The sequence below is a fragment of the Paraburkholderia sp. SOS3 genome, from assembly GCF_001922345.1.
Classification (GTDB): domain Bacteria; phylum Pseudomonadota; class Gammaproteobacteria; order Burkholderiales; family Burkholderiaceae; genus Paraburkholderia.
The window spans coordinates 2,208,159-2,225,779 of record NZ_CP018812.1 but is presented as its reverse complement, the minus strand read 5'-3'; the positions used below and the strand labels follow the sequence as shown (position 1 = coordinate 2,225,779).

Sequence of the window (17,621 nt, the reverse complement as noted above, 5' to 3'; positions counted from 1 at the left end):
TTACCGGCTGCCCGAAAACAGTTCGTCGAGCTTCTGCTCGTACGCGTAGTAGCCAATGCTTTCGTACAGCTCGGCGCGCGTTTGCATCGTGTCGACGACGGCCTGCTGCGTACCGTCGCGACGGATCGTGCGATAGACGTTTTCCGCGGCCCTGTTCATCGCGCGGAACGCCGACAGCGGATACAGCACGAGCGACACGTCCGCGCCGCGCAACTCGTCGACGGTGAACAGCGGCGTCGCGCCGAACTCGGTGATGTTCGCGAGCACCGGCACCTTCACGGCCTTCACGAACTGGCGATACATGTCGAGTTCGGTCATCGCTTCGGGGAAGATCATGTCGGCGCCCGCTTCGACGCAGGCCGCCGCGCGATCGATCGCGGCCTGCAGGCCATCGACGGCGAGCGCATCGGTGCGCGCCATGATCACGAAGGCGGGGTCCGTGCGCGCGTCGACGGCGGCCTTGATGCGATCGACCATCTCGTCCTGCGAGACGATCGCCTTGCCGGGGCGGTGGCCGCAACGCTTGGCGCCGACCTGGTCTTCGATATGCATGGCGCCCGCGCCTGCTTTCGTGAGCGCTTTCACGGTGCGCGCGATATTGAACGCGGACGGACCGAAGCCGGTGTCGACATCGACGAGCAGCGGCAGATCGCAGACGTCGGTGATACGGCGTACGTCGGTCAGCACGTCGTCGAGTGTCGAGATGCCCAGATCGGGCAGGCCGAGCGAGCCGGCCGCGACGCCGCCGCCGGACACGTAGATTGCCTTGAAGCCCGCGTGCTGCGCGAGCAGTGCGTGATTCGCGTTGATCGCGCCGACGACCTGCAGCGGCTTTTCCGCGGCGACTGCGGCGCGGAAGCGGGCGCCGGCGCTTGTCTGAGCATGTGCGGCGGTGTTCGTAGATGGCTCGGTGGTGGGCGTCATGATAGTGGGCTCCGGTAACGGGTCGGTGTAGCGCAAAGAATGGGCCAATTGGGCGACCGTGCGCAAGTCGTTGATTTCGATCGATTTTGAGCGGACATTGAAGTTGGACTTGGTTTCAATAATGAAATCTGATATTTCATTATTGAATTCGGGCGCATAATCGGAGTTCTTCCGCCTCGATCGGACCGTTCACCCTGTCAGCCGCCCACACCCCAATGATCCGGTCTTCCAATCCGCTTGAGCGTCCGCGCATCTGGGCCGTCGGCATCAGTAAATTGCGCGACCTGTTTCGCGACATCGCCGACGAATACGACAGCCGCGCCGACCTGCACCTGGTATCGCTTGGCTATGAAGACGCCGTGCACGCGATCGAAGCGGCCTCCGGTTCGCAGCGGCCGGACGTGGTCGTCGCCGCCGGTTCGAACGGCACATATCTGAAATCGCGCGTCGACGTGCCGGTGGTGCTCGTCAATCCGACCGGCTTCGATGTGATGCACGCACTCGCGCGCGCGAGGCGCGACGCGGCATCCGTGGGGCTCGTTACGTACGGCGAGACGCCGCCCGAGGTGCGCCGCTTTGCAGCGGCTTACGGCCTCGATCTGCTGTTTGCGTCGTACCGGTCCGCGCAGGACGCGGAAAGCTGCGTGCTCGACCTGCGCGATCGCGGCGTGGACGCGCTCGTCGGACCCGGCCTCGTTACCGACCTGGCCGCACGCGCCGGCATGGAAGCAGTGTTTCTGTACTCTCGCGCGTCGGTGCGCGCCGCGTTCGACACGGCGCTCGACGTCGCGCACGCGACGTGGACCGAGATCGCGCGCCGCCAAAGGCTCGATAACGTGCTGCAGCATCTGCGCGACGGCGTCGCTGCGCTCGACGCACAAGGGCGCGTCGAAGCGATCAATCAGCGCCTCGCGGCGGCGCTCGGCATCGACCCCGTCGCGGCGGTCGGCATGCCGCTTGCCGACCTCGCACCGGACCTCGCCCGCGGCGCACCCGATGCCGAAGGCGAAACGCTCGAAACCGTGCACGGCGTCAGCTATCTCGTGCATCGCGGGCCGCTCGTCGAGCGCGGCGCGACGACTGGCATGGTGCTGACGTTTCAGGAATCGCGGGCGGTCGAACGGCTCGATCGCACCTTGCGCTCGCGGCAGCGCGCGCAGCAATTCGTCGCGCGTTACAGGCTCGACGATCTGATTGGCGAATGCGCCGCGATCGATCGCGTGCGCAAGCTCGTGCGCCGCTACGCGAAGTCCGACGCGACCGTGCTGATTCGCGGCGAGAGCGGCACGGGCAAGGAGATGATCGCGCAGAGCCTGCATCAGTTGAGCGCGCGGCGCGATTTTCCGTTCGTGGCGATCAACTGCGGCGCGTTTCCGGAGGCGCTGCTCGAAAGCGAACTGTTCGGCTACGAGGAGGGCGCGTTCACGGGTGCGCGCCGCGGCGGCAAAGCAGGGTTGATCGAAGCCGCGCATCGCGGCACGCTGTTTCTCGACGAAATCGGCGAAATGCCGTTGCCGCTGCAAAGCCGGCTGTTGCGCGTGTTGCAGGAGCGCGAGGTCGTGCGCCTCGGTTCGACGGAGCCGACGCGCATCGATGTGCGCGTCGTCGCGGCGACACATCGCGCGCTGACCGAAGCAGTCGACGCAGGCGAGTTTCGCGCCGATCTTTTCTATCGGCTCAACATCCTGAATGTCGCATTGCCGCCGTTGCGCGAGCGGCAAACGGACATCGCGCCGCTTGCCGCCGAGCTGCTCTATCAGGCTGCACGGCGCGAGCCGCGTCTCGCGGCGCATATCGGCAGCGCCGCGCAGGCGGCGCGCGCATTGTCTGCCGTGCGTGAGCCGCTTGCGCGGCATGCGTGGCCTGGCAATGTGCGCGAGTTGCAGAACGTGATCGAGCGGATCGCAGTGGAACTGGTTGAAAGCGATGAAATCGATGAAAGCGCGGGAAGCGATGATTGCAACGCAAGCGCCGAACGCAGTCGCGCACTGTCGCTGACCGTCGACGATTTGCGCTCGATCGCGCCCGAGGTCTTCCACAGTACGACGCAAGCGCCGCGCGCATTGACGCTGCGCCAGCGTAGCCGTCGCGTGGAAGCGGACGAAATTCGCGCGGCGCTCGACGCATGCGGCGGCGATCGCGACCGCGTATGCGAACTGCTGGGCATCAGCAAGACGACGTTATGGCGCAAGCTCAGTGCGGCGAAGTAGCGTTCGCGCACCGATAGCATCGAGGACATCCCGCAAAGTCTCACCTTGGTCGAAGCGAAACCGCGATAGAAAGCATTGCCAGGTGATTTCACGACATCGCAGATCGGCGCATGGTGCTTTTCCCCAAGGTGAGGGAGTTCGGGACGCGACGCGCATAAAACGGTCTTTGACCGGTTACGCGCCTATCTGGCGCAACACCTGCGCAACGCGCCCGTGCTCGTGCAGCACATCCGGACTCGCCTGTAAAAGTTGCCGGTAGTGCGATAGAAATGCACTGTCAGGCTGCTCCTGCGTGAACAGCGCAACCACGCTTTGCGCCGCGCCGATGCGCTCTTCCGGCGTCGCGTCATCGGCATCGAGCATTTCGTCGACGTTCGCAATGACTGTCGACAAGGCCCCGAGCCACCGGAAGCCGGGGTGGTTGATCAGCGCCTGCAAAAATGCCGCCGGCGTGACGGCGCCGATTTCCTTTTCATATCCGGCGCGCTCGTGCTCGAGGATCGTCTTGTGCAGCGCGAGCAGCGGCTTGCGCACGTCGGCGAGAAACTGCCTGGCTTGTTGATCGTTCATGGTGCGGTTCCGGTAGTTCGATCGGTTCAGCGTTAGCGGCCGGTCGCCGTGCGCCTGTCGTCACGTGCAAACCCGGTCTTCAAAGTCAGCGTCAAAAGATAACTCGCGATTCAGCGCGAAGGCCAGTCCATCGCCGGAGACATCGAGCCGGAGTGGCTCTGCTCAGGCGATCCACTTAGGCGCCGCCCAAGTCAAGAATCGCTTTCGCGCGTATCGCAAAACGTCGTTCATTCCCAACGATACACAAGCCGGATGCGGTCCGCATCGATGTTTGCTTTTTTGTGCGCATCGAACGATGCTATGCTGGCGACGCCGTTGCGCGGCACCTGAATTCCGTGCAATGCCGCGTCAATCCGGCGTCCGCCGGTACCGGTGCAGTCAATGAAACGTGAAGAAATTTCCGGACATGCGAGACGAACACACGGCCACCTTGCTCGACTATTACGCAAGTCATCAGGCTTCAATGCAGTGGCGTGGTTTTCTGACCGCGCTGGCCCAGGAATTCGAAACCCAGCTTGATACCGCACACTTGCGCGAGCTGATGGCACGCATCGGTGTCCGATTTGCCGATGCACATCCGGCCGGCGCATGCGCCACGCTCGACGAACTCGCTGCGTTTTTCAACACCACCTGGTCCTCGCTCGATTGGGGTTTCGTGAATCTCGTCGAGCACGACGAATACCTCGCGATCGAACATTTCTGCGCGCCGCTTGCGGCGTTCGGCAAGACGGCCGCGACCTGGACGCCGGCGTTTCTCGAAGGCGCCTATCGGCGATGGCTCAGTGAACTGGGCGCGGCTGGACTGGCCTTGCGTCAGGTTGAAGCGAGCCAGCATCGCGCATTCGAATTCAGGCTATCGAAGACCGCATGATGAACCGGCGCGAGTGAAGCGAGAGCGATACGTGCATCGATGTCGCGTGGACACGTCGGCGATTATCGACGGCAATTCGTTGCAAAGGCCCCGAGCAGGCACGGCAACAAGCAGGTAACAAGCAGGCAACAAGCAGGCAACAAGCAAGAACGAAAGGAGCGGGCCCGTCTGGGCCCGGGGGGTAGCAGACATGAGCGTTTCGGATGACATCGGTAATCTCTTCCAGCGATTCGGCGGTAATCCCGACCGCTACCAGGAAGTCGCGCGCGACGACGATGCAAAGCATGCGGCTTCACGCTGGCCTTTGCTGTCCGCGCTCGATATCGCGCAACCGGAGCGGGTGCCTGGTGCAGGACGCCCGGCGCCGGCAAAGTCGGCGGTGCCGGCGCAGGACGTAAAGGCGGCAACGGCGGTGTCGGCCGCGAACGCAACCTCGACCGCCATGGCGGCAGAGGAGGACGACGTGACGCGTGACCCGGTCACATCCGCCTCGCCACGGTTACCGCTGTTCGCGCGCAGTCACCGGCACGCGACGATGCCGCCGCCGGTCGACGCCGCGCGGCAAGCTGCGTCGCGATTCAGTTCTGCGCCTCGCGCGGCGGCTACGTCAGGCGATGCGCAAAGCGCGTCGGATCGACATGCACAAGCGGCCGTAGGCCTGACCGCGGCCGTCGCGCCGGCGGACCCGAGCACGTTGCCCGCATCCGCTGCGTCCACGGCGCCGGCTGCGTCGGCCTCCGGTTCGCGTGCGGCGAGCGACGCGACACGGGAAATATCGCGTGAGCCTGATGCAAGCTTGTTTGCAAATCGAAAGCAAACGTTTGCTCGAACCCCGATAACGCGTGATGCAACGGACGTGCGTATGCCGGCACGAGCCGAAGCCGAGCCGAGGTTGCAAACGCCGGCGCCGTCGCCATTGCAGTCGCAACCGCACGCTGCATCGCCCGCACCGCGCTCGATCCTCTCAGGCCTGTTTTCCACACCGCCGCTGCAAGAGCCAGTGCCAGCGACACAAGCCGACACACGCGATCTTGCGACCGTGTTCGCGAGACTGGCCGCCGCGCCGCGCCGCGACAACGAGAAGCCGGGCGGCCAACGTTCATGAAAGTCATCGCAGTCGTGTCCGCCAAAGGCGGCGTGGGCAAGACGACGCTCGCCGCGAATCTCGCGTCGGTGCTCGGCTCGAACGGACGTCGCGTGATCGCCGTCGATTTCGATCCGCAAAACGCCTTGCGTTTGCACTTCGGCATACCGGTCGATCATTTCGATGGCGTCTCGCGCGCAACGGTCAGCGGCGACCCGTGGCGCAGCGTGATGTTCGACGGCATCGATGGCGTGACCGTGCTGCCGCATGGCGCGCTCAACGAAGACGATCGCCGCGCATTCGAAGCGCGGCTCGACAGCGACCCGCATCTCGTGCGCGCCGCGCTCGAGTCGCTTGGCCTCGAACCCACCGACATCGTGCTCATCGACACGCCGCCGGGCGCGACCGTCTATACGCGTGCGGCGCTGCTCGCGGCCCGTTTCGTGCTCAACGTCGTGATCGCGGATGCCGCGTCGTACGCAGCGATTCCGCATATGGAGCGGCTGATCCAGACCTACGCGGTGCCGCGCGCGGACTTTATCGGTTATGGCTACGTGATCAACCAGGTCGACATCGGACGCAATCTGACGAAGGACGTGCTCAAGGTGCTGCGCGCCTCGCTCGAGCCGCACCTGTTTCCGGGCGTCGTGCATCTCGATCAGGGCGTGAGCGAATCGCTTGCGTACGACACGACGGTGATTCACTACGACCCGTTGAGCCAGGCGGCCGCCGACCTGCGCACGTGCGGCGACTGGCTCGACGAACGGCTGAACGGGCAGGCTTCGTTGCAGGGGAGCGTCGCATGAGCGCCACGCCCGAGGACATTCTCGCCGCCGCGGACGCGGAACCGCCGCGCCGCTCGCGCTTCGACCGGTTCGCGTCGCGGCTTATCGACGGGCGCATTCTCGGCAGCAAGCCGGTCAGCATCGCGCTCGTGATCTTCGCGGTCGTGGTGCTGTATTTCGTCTTCACGGTGCCGCTCGCGTTCGGCGAGCAGTTGACGTTCGCGGTCTGCTGCTTTGTCTGCGCTCTGCTGTTTCGCCGCGCCAACGGACACTTCGCGACGCTCGTGATGATCATGCTGTCGGTGATCGCGACGGGCCGCTATATGTACTGGCGCCTCACCGAAACGACGCACTGGGAGCATCCGCTCGATGCAATCTGGGGTTTGCTGCTCGTCGCGGCCGAAGTGTATGCGGCGCTCGTGCTGCTGCTCGGCTACTTTCAGACCGCATGGCCATTGAAGCGCAAGCCGATGCCGCTGCCCGCCGACCGCAGCCGGTGGCCGACCGTCGATATCTTCATCCCGACGTACAACGAGCCGCTGTCGGTCGTGAAGCCGACCATCTATGCCGCGATCGCGCTCGACTATCCGAAAGACAAACTGTCGATCCATGTGCTCGACGACGGCCGCCGCGCCGACTTCAAGGCGTTCTGCGAAGAAGTCGGCGTGGCATGGACGATCCGCACGCACAACCGCCATGCGAAGGCCGGCAATATCAACGAAGCGTTGAAAATCACAGACGGCGAGTACTTCGCGATCTTCGACTGCGACCACATTCCGACGCGCTCGTTTTTGCAGATCGGCCTCGGCTGGTTTCTGCGCGACAAGCGGCTGTCGATGCTGCAGACGCCGCACCATTTCTTTTCGGCCGACCCGTTCGAAAAGAACCTCGGCACGTTCCGCAAGGTGCCGAACGAAGGCGAACTGTTCTACGGGCTCGTGCAGGACGGCAACGACCTGTGGAACGCCACGTTTTTCTGCGGCTCGTGCGCGCTGCTGCGCCGCTCGATGGTCGAAGAGGTCGGCGGCATCGCCGTGGAGACAGTGACCGAAGACGCGCATACGGCATTGAAGCTGCACCGTCGCGGCTACACGACCGCGTATCTCGCGATTCCGCAGGCCGCGGGGCTCGCGACCGAGAGCCTCGGTGGCCATATCGGCCAGCGCATCCGCTGGGCGCGCGGCATGACGCAGATTTTCCGCATCGACAATCCGCTCTTCGGCCGCGGACTGTCGTTCGGGCAGCGGCTTTGCTACCTGAACGCGATGCTGCATTTCTTCTACGGCATTCCGCGTCTCGTGTTTCTGACGGCGCCGCTGTCGTATCTGTTCTTCAATGCGCACATCATTCAGGCCGCGGCCGGCACGATCGCGATTTTCGCGTTGCCGCACATGTTCCACGCAAACATCACGAACTCGCGGATGCAGCGGCAATTCCGCCATTCGTTCTGGTCCGAGGTGTATGAATCGGTGCTCGCGTCGTACATCACGGCGCCGACGCTGCTCGCGCTGATCAACCCGAAGCTCGGCAAATTCAACGTCACGGCGAAGGGCGGGCGCATCGAAGAGCAATACTTCGACTGGAGCATTTCGCGGCCGTACCTGATTCTGCTGCTGCTGAATCTGCTCGGCTTCATCGCGGGCGGCGTGCATATCGGCTTGAACCGCCACTCGCCGAGCGAAGTGCAAACGACGCTCCTGAACCTCGCGTGGACCGGCTACAACATGCTGATTCTCGGCGCGAGCGTCGCTGCTGCGCGCGAACAGCGCCAGGTGCGCAACACGCACCGCGTGGCGATGCGCTTTCCGGCGTCGCTGCGCTTCACGACCGGTCGCACGCTCGCATGCGAGACCGTCGACTATGCGGAAGGCGGGGTTGCGTTGAAACTGCCCGGCGCGACGCATGTGCCGTTGCATGAGAGCGTCGTCGTGTCGCTGTTTCGCGGCAACGACGAATTCGTGTTTCCGGCCGACGTCACGTATTCCGTGCCGGGTCGCGTCGGCTTGCGTTTCGCGCCGATGACGCGTGAACAGGAGCTCGACTTCGTGCAAAGCACATTCGCGCGCGCCGACGCGTGGACCGGCTGGGCCGAAGGACGCGAAGCCGATACGCCGTTGCGCAGCCTCGGCCACGTGATGAGGGTCGGCTTGAGCGGCATCTCAGGGCTCTTCGGACATCTATATGCCGACCTGCGCACATTCGGAGGCAAGCGCAAGGCGGCCGCCAACAACTCCAACGACTCCAAAGACGGAAAATAAACTCATGGGGAACATGCGACGTGACGACGACGCGCGCAGTGACTCGTTTGAATCGGACCCGCGTGACTCGCGCGAAGGCGATGCGCGCCGACTGGTCGCATGCCGTCGCGCAGACGGTTCGACGACATGCATGAGCGGGCGAACGACGGGCCGTATACATCGCCTGCGCGGTGCATTGAGCGTGCTGCTAGCCGGCATGGCGGTGCTCGGTCTGGGGAGTGCGATAACCGCGGCGATACCGGCGGCAAGAGCTGCGGTAAGAGCAGCGGGACCTGCGACGACCGGCGCAGAACAGGCGGCACCATTACCGCAGCGGCTGGCCACTGCGCAAGGCGGCGCACCGCTCGCCCCGGCCGACCCCGGAATGTCCACCGGCTCCGCGCCCGGACCGGCCCGCGTACTCGACGCGCGCGCCGCCGCGCAGCCCGCGCTCGCCGACCCTGTCGCGCCGGCCTTCGCCGCCGTGCATGCGGGCCGCGACACGATGCCGACCACGGCCGATGCCGGCACGCTCGTTTCAGGCGGCCGGCGTCAGGTGTTCACATTCGAGCAGCTCGGTGCGCTCGATCCGCTGCAACTGCGCGGCGTCGACAGCCAGAACGGCGTGCCGTTCTCGGTGCGCGCCGACGAAGTGGTGACGGGCGCAACGCTGCATCTGATCTACAGCTATTCGCCGTCGCTGCTCGCGAACCTGTCACATCTGAAAGTGCTCGTAAACGGTGAAGTCGCGGCCACGCTGCCGCTGCCGCGCGAGCAGGCCGGCGTGCTCGTGGCGCGCGACATTGCGCTCGAGCCGCGGCTCATCACCGAGTTCAACAACCTGAACGTGCAGTTGATCGGCCATTACACGCAGGGGTGCGAGGATCCGGCGAGCAGCGCGTTGTGGGCGACGGTCAGCAATGCGAGCACGCTCGATCTGACGTTCGGCTCGCTCGCGACGAAGCCCGATCTCGGCGTGCTGCCGCTGCCTTTCTTCGACCGCCGCGATATCCGCCGCCTCGAATTGCCGTTCGTCTTCGCCGAAAAGCCGAGTGCGCAGACGCTCGAAGCGGCCGGCATCGTCGCATCGTGGTTCGGCGCGTTCGCGCGCTATCGCGGCGCGCTGTTTCCGGCGCAACTCGACAATCCGCCGCTGTCGGGCAATGCCGTTGTGTTCGCAACCAGCGACGAACAACCGGCCGGCGTGAAGCTGCCCCGAATCGACGGTCCGATGCTGGCCGTGGTGGACCGCGACGCGCCGGCGCGCGGCAAGCTGTTGCTCGTGCTGGGCCGCGATACGCGCGAGCTGAAGATCGCCGCCGACGCGTTGACGCTCGGCGTCGCACCGCTTGCGGGCTCCGTGCAGACCATCACGCATGTCGACGCGCCGCGCGCCCGCGAGCCCTACGACGCGCCGCGCTGGCTGCCGACGGACCGCCCGGTGCGGATCGGCGAACTGACGCCGGCTAATGAGTTATCGGTGTCCGGTTACAACCCCGACGTGATTCGCGTGAATCTGCGCGTCGCACCCGATCTGTTCACGTGGCGTTCGAAAGGCGTGCCGATCGACCTGCGTTACCGCTTTACCGCGCGGCCCGCGCCTGACCGCTCGACGCTCAATATCAGCGTCGGCAATACGTTCGTGCAGTCGCTGCGCATTCCCGCGCAGTCGGCGTCGGCGCTCGACCTCGGCCGCTATCTGACCCGCCTGCAGCCCGATCACACGGGGCTCGCGCAGCGCGAAATCTACATTCCGCCGCATCTGCTCGCATCGCAGGCGCAGTTGCGCTTTCACTTTTACTACGACATGCCGAAGACCGGCGAATGCCAGGGCCAGGTGCTCGACAACGTGCGTGGCGCGATCGATCCGGACTCGACGATCGACCTCTCGTCGTTCCCGCACTACATGGCGTTGCCGGACCTCGCCGCATTCGCGAACAGCGGCTTCCCGTTCACGCGAATGGCCGATCTGTCGCAGACCGCGGTGATCCTGCCGGCGCAGCCGAATCCCGGCGACTACAGCCTCTATCTGATGGCGATGGGGCGCATGGGCGCATCGACCGGCTACCCGGTGACCGGCGTAACGGTCGGCGCGCCCGGCGATATCGCGCGTTATGCCGATAGGGATCTGCTCGTGCTCGGCGCGCCGGGCCAGCAGCCGTTGCTGACGTCCTGGGAAAAGTCGATGCCGTTTTCCTCCAACGACGACGCGCGCCGCTGGCAGCTGTCGAACCCGTCGTTCCGCCTCTCGACGTGGTGGTACGGCGACCGCGGCGGCGTGCGGACCGCGGGCCGCGCGGACCTGTCGCTCGTCAGCGCGTCGGGCGACGCGCTGCTGACCGGTTTCCAGTCGCCGTTGCACAAGGGGCGCAGCGTGGTTGCGCTGATCGGCGCCGCGGGCCAGTCCGATAACGACCTGATCACCGCGATGCTCGATCCCGAACTCGTGAGCCAGATCCAGGGGGCGCTGACGGTCGTGCGCGGGCGAACGCTCGAAGTCGTGTCGAATGGCGACGTCTACTACGTCGGGCATTTGTCGCCGATCCAGTACATGCACTGGGTGCTGTCCGTGCATCCGTTGCTGCTGCTCGCCGGCGGCCTGATCGCGGCGCTCATTATCGCGGCGTTCTTCTACCGGCTGCTGCGCGCGATCGCGGCGCGCCGGCTGCAGGGTTGATATGCGGACACTTCGTTATCGGTCGCATCGGAACGGCTCGGCACTGAGGTCCGCGTGCGGGGTGAAGTCTCGGGCCGTGTGGGGTGCAGCAGATGCTGCAAGCGCGCTGACAGGCGTGCTGACGCTTGCGCTTGCGCTTTCGCTTACCGCGCCGGCTGCCGACGCGCGTGCGGCCCAACCCGCGAATTGCGACGACTGGACCGCCTACCGCCAGTTCGTCGCGCGCTTCGTGCAGCAGGACGGCCGCGTCGTCGACTATTCGACGGCGGTGCAGCAGACCACCTCGGAAGGGCAGTCGTACGCGATGTTTTTCGCCCTGGTCGCGAACGATCGCACGACCTTCGACCGGCTGCTGGGCTGGACGCGCTCGAATCTCTCGGCAGGGCGCTTCGATAGCGCCGACGTGCAGTTGCCGGCCTGGCAGTGGGGCCGCAAGCCCGACGGTTCGTATGGCGTGCTCGATCCGAACTCCGCATCCGACTCGGACCTCTGGATTGCTTACGACCTGTTCGAAGCCGCGCGGCTGTGGCACGAGCCTTCGTACTCGAAGCTCGCCTGGGCGCTCGCGACGCAGATCGGGAAGCAGGAAGTCGCCACGCTCGCCGGTCTCGGGCCGATGCTGCTGCCGGGCCCGCGCGGTTTTCAGACGGGCGGCACGACGCGGCTCAATCCGAGCTATCTGCCGCTGCCGGTGCTGCGCGCACTGGCAGCGCAGGCGCCGTCGGGACCATGGGCAAGCATTGCGGCCAATGCGTACACGCTCGTGAAAACCACGGCACCGCGCGGCTTCGCACCCGATTGGGCCGCGTGGCGCGACGGCCGCTTCGTTGTCGATCCGAAAAACGGCGACATCGGCAGTTACGACGCGATTCGCGTGTACCTGTGGGCGGGCCTGACCGACGCGTCCGATCCGCTCGCGAAACCGTGGCTCGATGCGCTCGGCGGGATGCGCGAGCAGATCGCGAAAACCGGCGTGCCGCCGGAGCGCGTGATGACGACGAGCGGCGTCGTGCAAGGCGAAGCGCCGCCTGGCTTCTGGGGCGCGCTGCTGCCCTATCTGCGCGCGTTCAACGACGCACGCGCGGCGAATCTCGCGCAAGCGCATCTGGCCGCGCTCGGAGCATCGGCGGCCAGCACCGCGGCGACCGACGCAACGTCGTCCGGCGCGTCCGCGCGTGGCGGCAACCAGCCCGTCTACTACGACGAGGTTCTGATGCTGTTCGGCACCGGCGCCGCCGACGGCCGCTACCGCTTCGATGCAACCGGCCGGCTGCAGCCGCGTTGGGAGACCGTATGCTCACCCGCCCACGCGCGCTCGTAATCGGCGTTCTGCTCGGGTTCGGGGCCGGCGCAGCGGCGCCGATGACCGCGCTTGCACAAACCGGAGCGCAAACGCCGGCAAGCGATCCGCTCAAGGTGCTGATCGATCAGGGTAAGTACTGGCAGGCGCACAAGCGCGGCGATCTCGCCGAACAGGCGTGGCAGAAGGTCCTGCGTATCGAGCCGAAACAGCCCGACGCGCTGTACGGCATGGGTGTCGTGCTCGCCGACCGCAAGGATGGCAGCGGCGCGCAGCAGTACCTCGCGCGACTGCGCGCGGCGGCGCCGGATTACCCGGCGATCGGCGAGTTCGCGCGGCGTCTTGGCGAAGCGAGCCCGACCGATCAGGCCGTCAACGATGCGAGGCGTCTTGCGCAAAGCGGCCAGGCCGCGTCGGCCGCGCAGCAGTACCGGCAGGCGCTCGGCGCGAAGCCCGCCGATCCGCAGCTTGCGCTCGAGTACTACCAGACGCTCGGCGGTACGCCGCAGGGCTGGGAAGAGGCGCGGCGCGGCCTCGAGCAGCTGGCGCGCGAACATCCGGAAGACCCGCGTTTCGCGCTCGCCTACGCGCAGCAATTGACCTACCGCGAAGCGAACCGGCGCGACGGCATCGCGCGGCTCGCGCAACTCGCGAACGACCCCACGGTCGGCGCGCAGGCAAAAGCGAGCTGGCGCCAGGCATTGCTCTGGCTGGGCGTGCGCGCCTCCGACGCGCCGCTCTTCCAGGCTTACCTGAACGTCGTGCCGGACGACGTGCCGGTCAAGGCGCGCGCGGACTCGCTCGCCGATCAGGACCGCCGGGCGCGCGAACGCGCGCAGCAGGACGCTACGGTCGACGCGCGCGGCCGCACGATCGCCGACGGCTTCGCCGCGCTCGACCGTGGCGATCTCGTGGTCGCGAAGGCACGCTTCTCGTCGGTGCTCGCGACTTCGCCTAACGATGCCGATGCGTTGGGCGGCATGGGCGTCGCGTATCTGAAGCAGGAGCAGTTCAAGCAGGCGCACGACTACCTGCAGCGCGCGTCGCAGGCGGGCGGCGCCGCGCGCTGGCGCGAAGCGCTCAATAGCGCGACCTACTGGATGTACACGAGCGAAGGCCTCGGCGAACAGAGCAACGGCAACTTCGCGCAGGCGCGCGCCTCGTTCGAGCGCGCGATCACCGTAAGCCCCGGCGACGTGACCGCACAGACCGCGCTTGGCGACCTGCTGCTGCAAACGGGCGACCCGCGCGGCGCCGAAGCGGCGTTCCGCATGGCGCTACGGCGCCAGGCGGACAACCCCGACGCGATTCGCGGACTGGTCGGCGCGCTCGCCGCGCAAGGACGCGGCGACGAAGCACTCGCCTTCGCGAATCAGTTGACCGACGAACAGCGCGAGAAGGTTGGCGGCACGGACAAGCTGCGCGGCGCCGCCCAGGCCGCGCAGGCGCGCGCGGCGGAAGCGCGCGGCGATCTCGGCAGCGCGCGCACGCTGTTCGAGGACGCATTGCAGAGCAATCCTGACGATCCGTGGCTGCGCCTCGACCTCGCACGCATCTATGCGAAGCAGGGCGCGTATGCGAACGCGAAGAGCATGATGGACGGCCTCGTCGCATTGCATCCGGACATGCCGGACGCGCTCTATGCAAGCGCGCTGCTCGCGGCCGACATGCAGGACTGGCGTTACGGATTGAGCCAGCTCGACCGGATTGCGGTCGACAAGCGCACGCCGCCGATGACGGTGCTGCAGCACCGCCTATGGGTTCATCAGCAGGCCGACGAAGCGATCGCGCTCGCGCGCAGCGGCCGCGCGGCGCAAGGGCGCGTGCTGTTGCAGGCGGCCGAGCCGTTCGCCGGAGAGGACCCCGAATTGATCGGCGTGATCGCAAACGGCTACGTGAACACGGGCGACCCGGGCCGCGCGCTGATGATCGTGCGCAACGCGCTCGCGCGTGCGCCGGGCGATCCGAACCTGCTGCTGACGGACGCCGGCATTCTGCTCAACGCGGGCCAGGACGCCGAACTTGGCGAAGCGATGCGCCGTCTTTCGTCGATGCCGCTCACGGCGCAGCAGCGGCGCGACTTCGAGCGGATCAACGTTGCGATCGTCGTGCGGCGTACCGACGCATTGCGGCAGTCGAATGATCTGGCGAGCGCCTATGACGTGCTTGGACCGTGGCTCGCCGCACGTCCGAACGATCCCGATATTCTTGCGGCGCTCGCGCGGCTTTACACCGCGGCAAAGGACAATTCGAACGCGCTCGCGACGTACCGGCTTGCGCTCGCGCAACGGCCAGGCGACGTCGGTTTGCTGACCGCGGCGGCGGGGGCCGCGACGTCGGCGCGCGACTTCGATTTTGCCGAGTCGGCCATCAAGCAGGCGCTTGCCGCGGCGCCGGACAGTTTCGACGTGCTCGCTGCCGCGGGGCGCATGTATCGCGCGCAAGGCAAGGACACGCTTGCCGCGCAGTACCTGCGGCGCGCATTGCTTGCGCAGAGCGGCGCGTCGGCGGCGCCGGGCGCGCAAGGCGCGCAAAGCGGGTGGAATATGCCGCTGCGGCCGTCGGGGCCGATTCCGCCGCCTGGCATCAATCCGTTTTCGAACAAGGTGACGGGCGAAGCGGGCGATGTGCCGACCTCGTCGCTTGCGGCTTCGTTCGCTGAGCCGTCCGGCGCAGCAAACCGCGCAGCGGGCGGTACGTTGCCGGGTGGGGCCGCTGTGTCGATCGGTGCGCCCGCCGACGGCTCGCGCGGTGTGTTTGTCGACATCGCTTCGTCTTTGTCTCAACCGTATCCGATGCCCGATATGCCTGCTTATCTACCGCCGATCCAGCCGGCCCAGAGTGCGACGCATGTCGCAGCGGCGCCCGCGACGCCGATGAATCCGATTGCGCCGACGGCGAGCGCGCTGCCTGCCGCATCGCCGGACATGGATGGCTATGGTCCGGATCAATACGGTTCGTCGCAATCGGGCGGCGGTCTCGCGCCCGGGCAGCCTTATCCCGCGCAGGGGGAGGCGGGCGTGTCGTACGCGGCGCCGGCGTATGCGGCTCAAGGGGGCTATCAGCAAGCGAGCGGATACGCGCAACCTGCGCCTGTGCCGGCTTCGGCGTATGCGCAGCCGCAACCGTACGCGCAGCCCGCGCCGGGCTATGGACAGTCCGGCGGCTACGCGCCGCAGCCTGGCGACGGGTACGTCAGCACGCCGTGGCCGATGTCCGCGCAAGCCGCCCGGGCGCAAGCGGAAGCGGCGGCCGGCAACGCTCGGCAGCAGGGCGTCGCGAGCACCGCCAGGCGGCGCACGTCCGGTAAGAACGTACACGGCACGACGAACCACAGTGCGCGAAACGCGGGTGTTCCGGACGCGTATCCGCCTGCCTATGCGCAGCAGGGCTATCCACAGCAGGGCTACCCGCAACAAGGCTATCCTCAGCAGCCTTATCCGCAGCAGCGCTTCGCGCAGCAACCATACCCGCAACCAGCGCAGCAGCAATACGCCGCGCAGCCATATCAAGCGCAGCCTTATGTTCCGCAGCCGGTTCCACAGGGCTATACGAACCAGGGTTACGGTCTCGTGCCCTACGTCCCGCAGCCTCCCGCGCCTGCGCCGCGCATGAATGCGCCAGGCCTGTACGCGCCGTATCTGCCGCAAGCCGCCGCCGCGCAAGCACCGTCGCAGGCAACGCAGCAGACGATGACCGTCGAAGAAGAACTCGCGCAGATCAACCGCGCACAGACAAGCACGGCGGGCGGCGGCATCGTGTTTCGCAACCGCAATGGCGAAAACGGCCTGTCGAATCTGAACGACATCGAAGCACCGCTCGAAGGCCGCATCCATGCGGGCGACGGCCACGTCGTCATTACGGCGACGCCGGTGTCGCTCGATGCCGGCACGTCGGACGCATCGCCGAACACGCTCGCGCGCTTCGGCTCCGGCGCATTCATACGCAATACGACGCCGTCCGGCTCCCAGCATGCGGCCGGTGTAGGCGTGTCGCTCGGCTACGACATTCGCGGGCTGAAAGCCGACGTCGGCGCGACGCCATTCGGCTTTCGCGAGCAGAACGTCGTCGGCGGGTTGCAGTACAGCGGCGGGCTGACCGATCAGGTGTCGTACAAGCTGACCGCGGGCCGGCGTGCGGTCACCGACAGTCTGCTGTCTTATGCGGGTACGAAGGACGATGCGACCGGTCAGCAGTGGGGCGGCGTGACGCAGAACGGGCTGCGCGGCGATCTCGCATGGGACGACGGCACGAGCGGCGTCTACCTGAATGGCGAGTTCCAGTACCTCGAAGGCCACAACGTGAAGAGCAACACGGCGGGCAAGGGCGGCGGCGGCTTCTACACGCGTCTGTACAAGGACGAGGATCAGACCTTCACGGCCGGCGTCAACACGACGGTGATGCACTACGCGAACAACCTGTCGTTTTTCACGCTCGGCCAGGGCGGTTATTTCAGCCCGCAGCAGTACGTGATCCTGAATATACCGATCCGCTGGACCGGCAGGAACGGCCGCTTTGCGTACGACCTCGGCGGCTCGGTCGGCGTGCAGCACTATCGGCAGGACAGTTCGCCATACTACCCGACCAATGCGCAGCAACAGGCGTCGGCGGCCAGCCAGAACCTCGCGCCCGATCCGGGTGCCGTCTATCCGGCGCAAAGCCACACAGGCGTGTCGTACTCGGTCGATGCCGTCGGCGAATATCAGCTTGCACCGCAGCTGACGGTGGGCGCGTCGGCGTCATTCGGCAACGCATACGAGTATCGCGAATTCATCGGCGCGGTCTACGTGCGCTACGCCTTTACGAAGCAGAGCAGTTATTTGACGACGTTCCCGCCGACGCCGCTCACGTCGCCGTATCAGCCGACGAACTATTGAGCGGGACGCCGTACGCGGCGCGCGCGAGTCGCGACTGAAAGCGGCTCCGCGCGCCTGCCCGTCTGCTCACTGAGGCGCTCATTGAA

General features: G+C 66.3%; 10 protein-coding genes. 8 read left to right on the top strand and 2 right to left on the bottom strand.

Annotation, left to right across the window (positions count from 1 at the left end; translation table 11 throughout):
* Nucleotides 1-924 (bottom strand): methylisocitrate lyase, encoded by a 924-nt coding sequence (gene prpB / locus BTO02_RS30055; RefSeq protein ID WP_075160670.1) that lies wholly within the window; start codon nucleotides 922-924, stop codon nucleotides 1-3.
* Between the two features lie 215 nt (nucleotides 925-1,139).
* Here prpB and prpR point away from each other — a divergent pair, with 215 nt between their 5' ends.
* On the top strand, nucleotides 1,140-3,134 hold the full coding sequence (gene prpR, locus BTO02_RS30050) for a propionate catabolism operon regulatory protein PrpR (protein WP_075160669.1): 1,995 nt from the start codon (nucleotides 1,140-1,142) through the stop codon (nucleotides 3,132-3,134).
* 174 nt (nucleotides 3,135-3,308) lie between these two features.
* Here the strand turns inward: prpR and BTO02_RS30045 are convergent, their stop codons facing one another.
* Nucleotides 3,309-3,704, bottom strand: a complete 396-nt coding sequence (locus tag BTO02_RS30045) for a hypothetical protein (RefSeq protein WP_075160668.1) — start codon at nucleotides 3,702-3,704, stop codon at nucleotides 3,309-3,311.
* A gap of 406 nt (nucleotides 3,705-4,110) precedes the next feature.
* Between BTO02_RS30045 and bcsD the strand changes: the two genes are divergently transcribed.
* The 7 genes from bcsD (at nucleotide 4,111) to BTO02_RS30010 (ending at nucleotide 17,535) form a co-directional block, all read left to right on the top strand.
* Nucleotides 4,111-4,575: a cellulose biosynthesis protein BcsD gene (gene bcsD, locus BTO02_RS30040; protein ID WP_075161525.1), complete on the top strand. Its 465-nt coding sequence runs from the start codon at nucleotides 4,111-4,113 to the stop codon at nucleotides 4,573-4,575.
* A 190-nt stretch (nucleotides 4,576-4,765) separates the two neighbouring features.
* Nucleotides 4,766-5,680, top strand: coding sequence for a cellulose biosynthesis protein BcsP (bcsP, locus tag BTO02_RS35720; protein ID WP_075160667.1), 915 nt, complete (start codon nucleotides 4,766-4,768; stop codon nucleotides 5,678-5,680).
* The gene (gene bcsQ, locus BTO02_RS30030) at nucleotides 5,677-6,465 is read left to right on the top strand and encodes a cellulose biosynthesis protein BcsQ (protein ID WP_075160666.1); all 789 of its coding nucleotides are present in this window, start codon (nucleotides 5,677-5,679) and stop codon (nucleotides 6,463-6,465) included. Before bcsP ends, bcsQ begins: the two co-directional genes overlap by 4 nt.
* On the top strand, nucleotides 6,462-8,702 hold the full coding sequence (gene bcsA / locus BTO02_RS30025) for a UDP-forming cellulose synthase catalytic subunit (RefSeq protein WP_075160665.1): 2,241 nt from the start codon (nucleotides 6,462-6,464) through the stop codon (nucleotides 8,700-8,702). Before bcsQ ends, bcsA begins: the two co-directional genes overlap by 4 nt.
* Nucleotides 8,703-8,832: 130 nt before the next feature.
* Complete coding sequence (gene bcsB, locus BTO02_RS30020) at nucleotides 8,833-11,358, top strand: cellulose biosynthesis cyclic di-GMP-binding regulatory protein BcsB (protein WP_075161524.1); 2,526 nt, start codon at nucleotides 8,833-8,835, stop codon at nucleotides 11,356-11,358.
* A 115-nt stretch (nucleotides 11,359-11,473) separates the two neighbouring features.
* Nucleotides 11,474-12,679, top strand: coding sequence for a cellulose synthase complex periplasmic endoglucanase BcsZ (gene bcsZ / locus BTO02_RS30015; protein ID WP_442953516.1), 1,206 nt, complete (start codon nucleotides 11,474-11,476; stop codon nucleotides 12,677-12,679).
* A complete protein-coding gene (locus BTO02_RS30010; protein ID WP_075160664.1) occupies nucleotides 12,652-17,535 on the top strand; it encodes a cellulose biosynthesis protein BcsC in 4,884 nt (1,627 codons plus the stop codon). The genes bcsZ and BTO02_RS30010 overlap by 28 nt, the downstream gene beginning before the upstream one ends.
* Nucleotides 17,536-17,621: the final 86 nt, after the last annotated feature.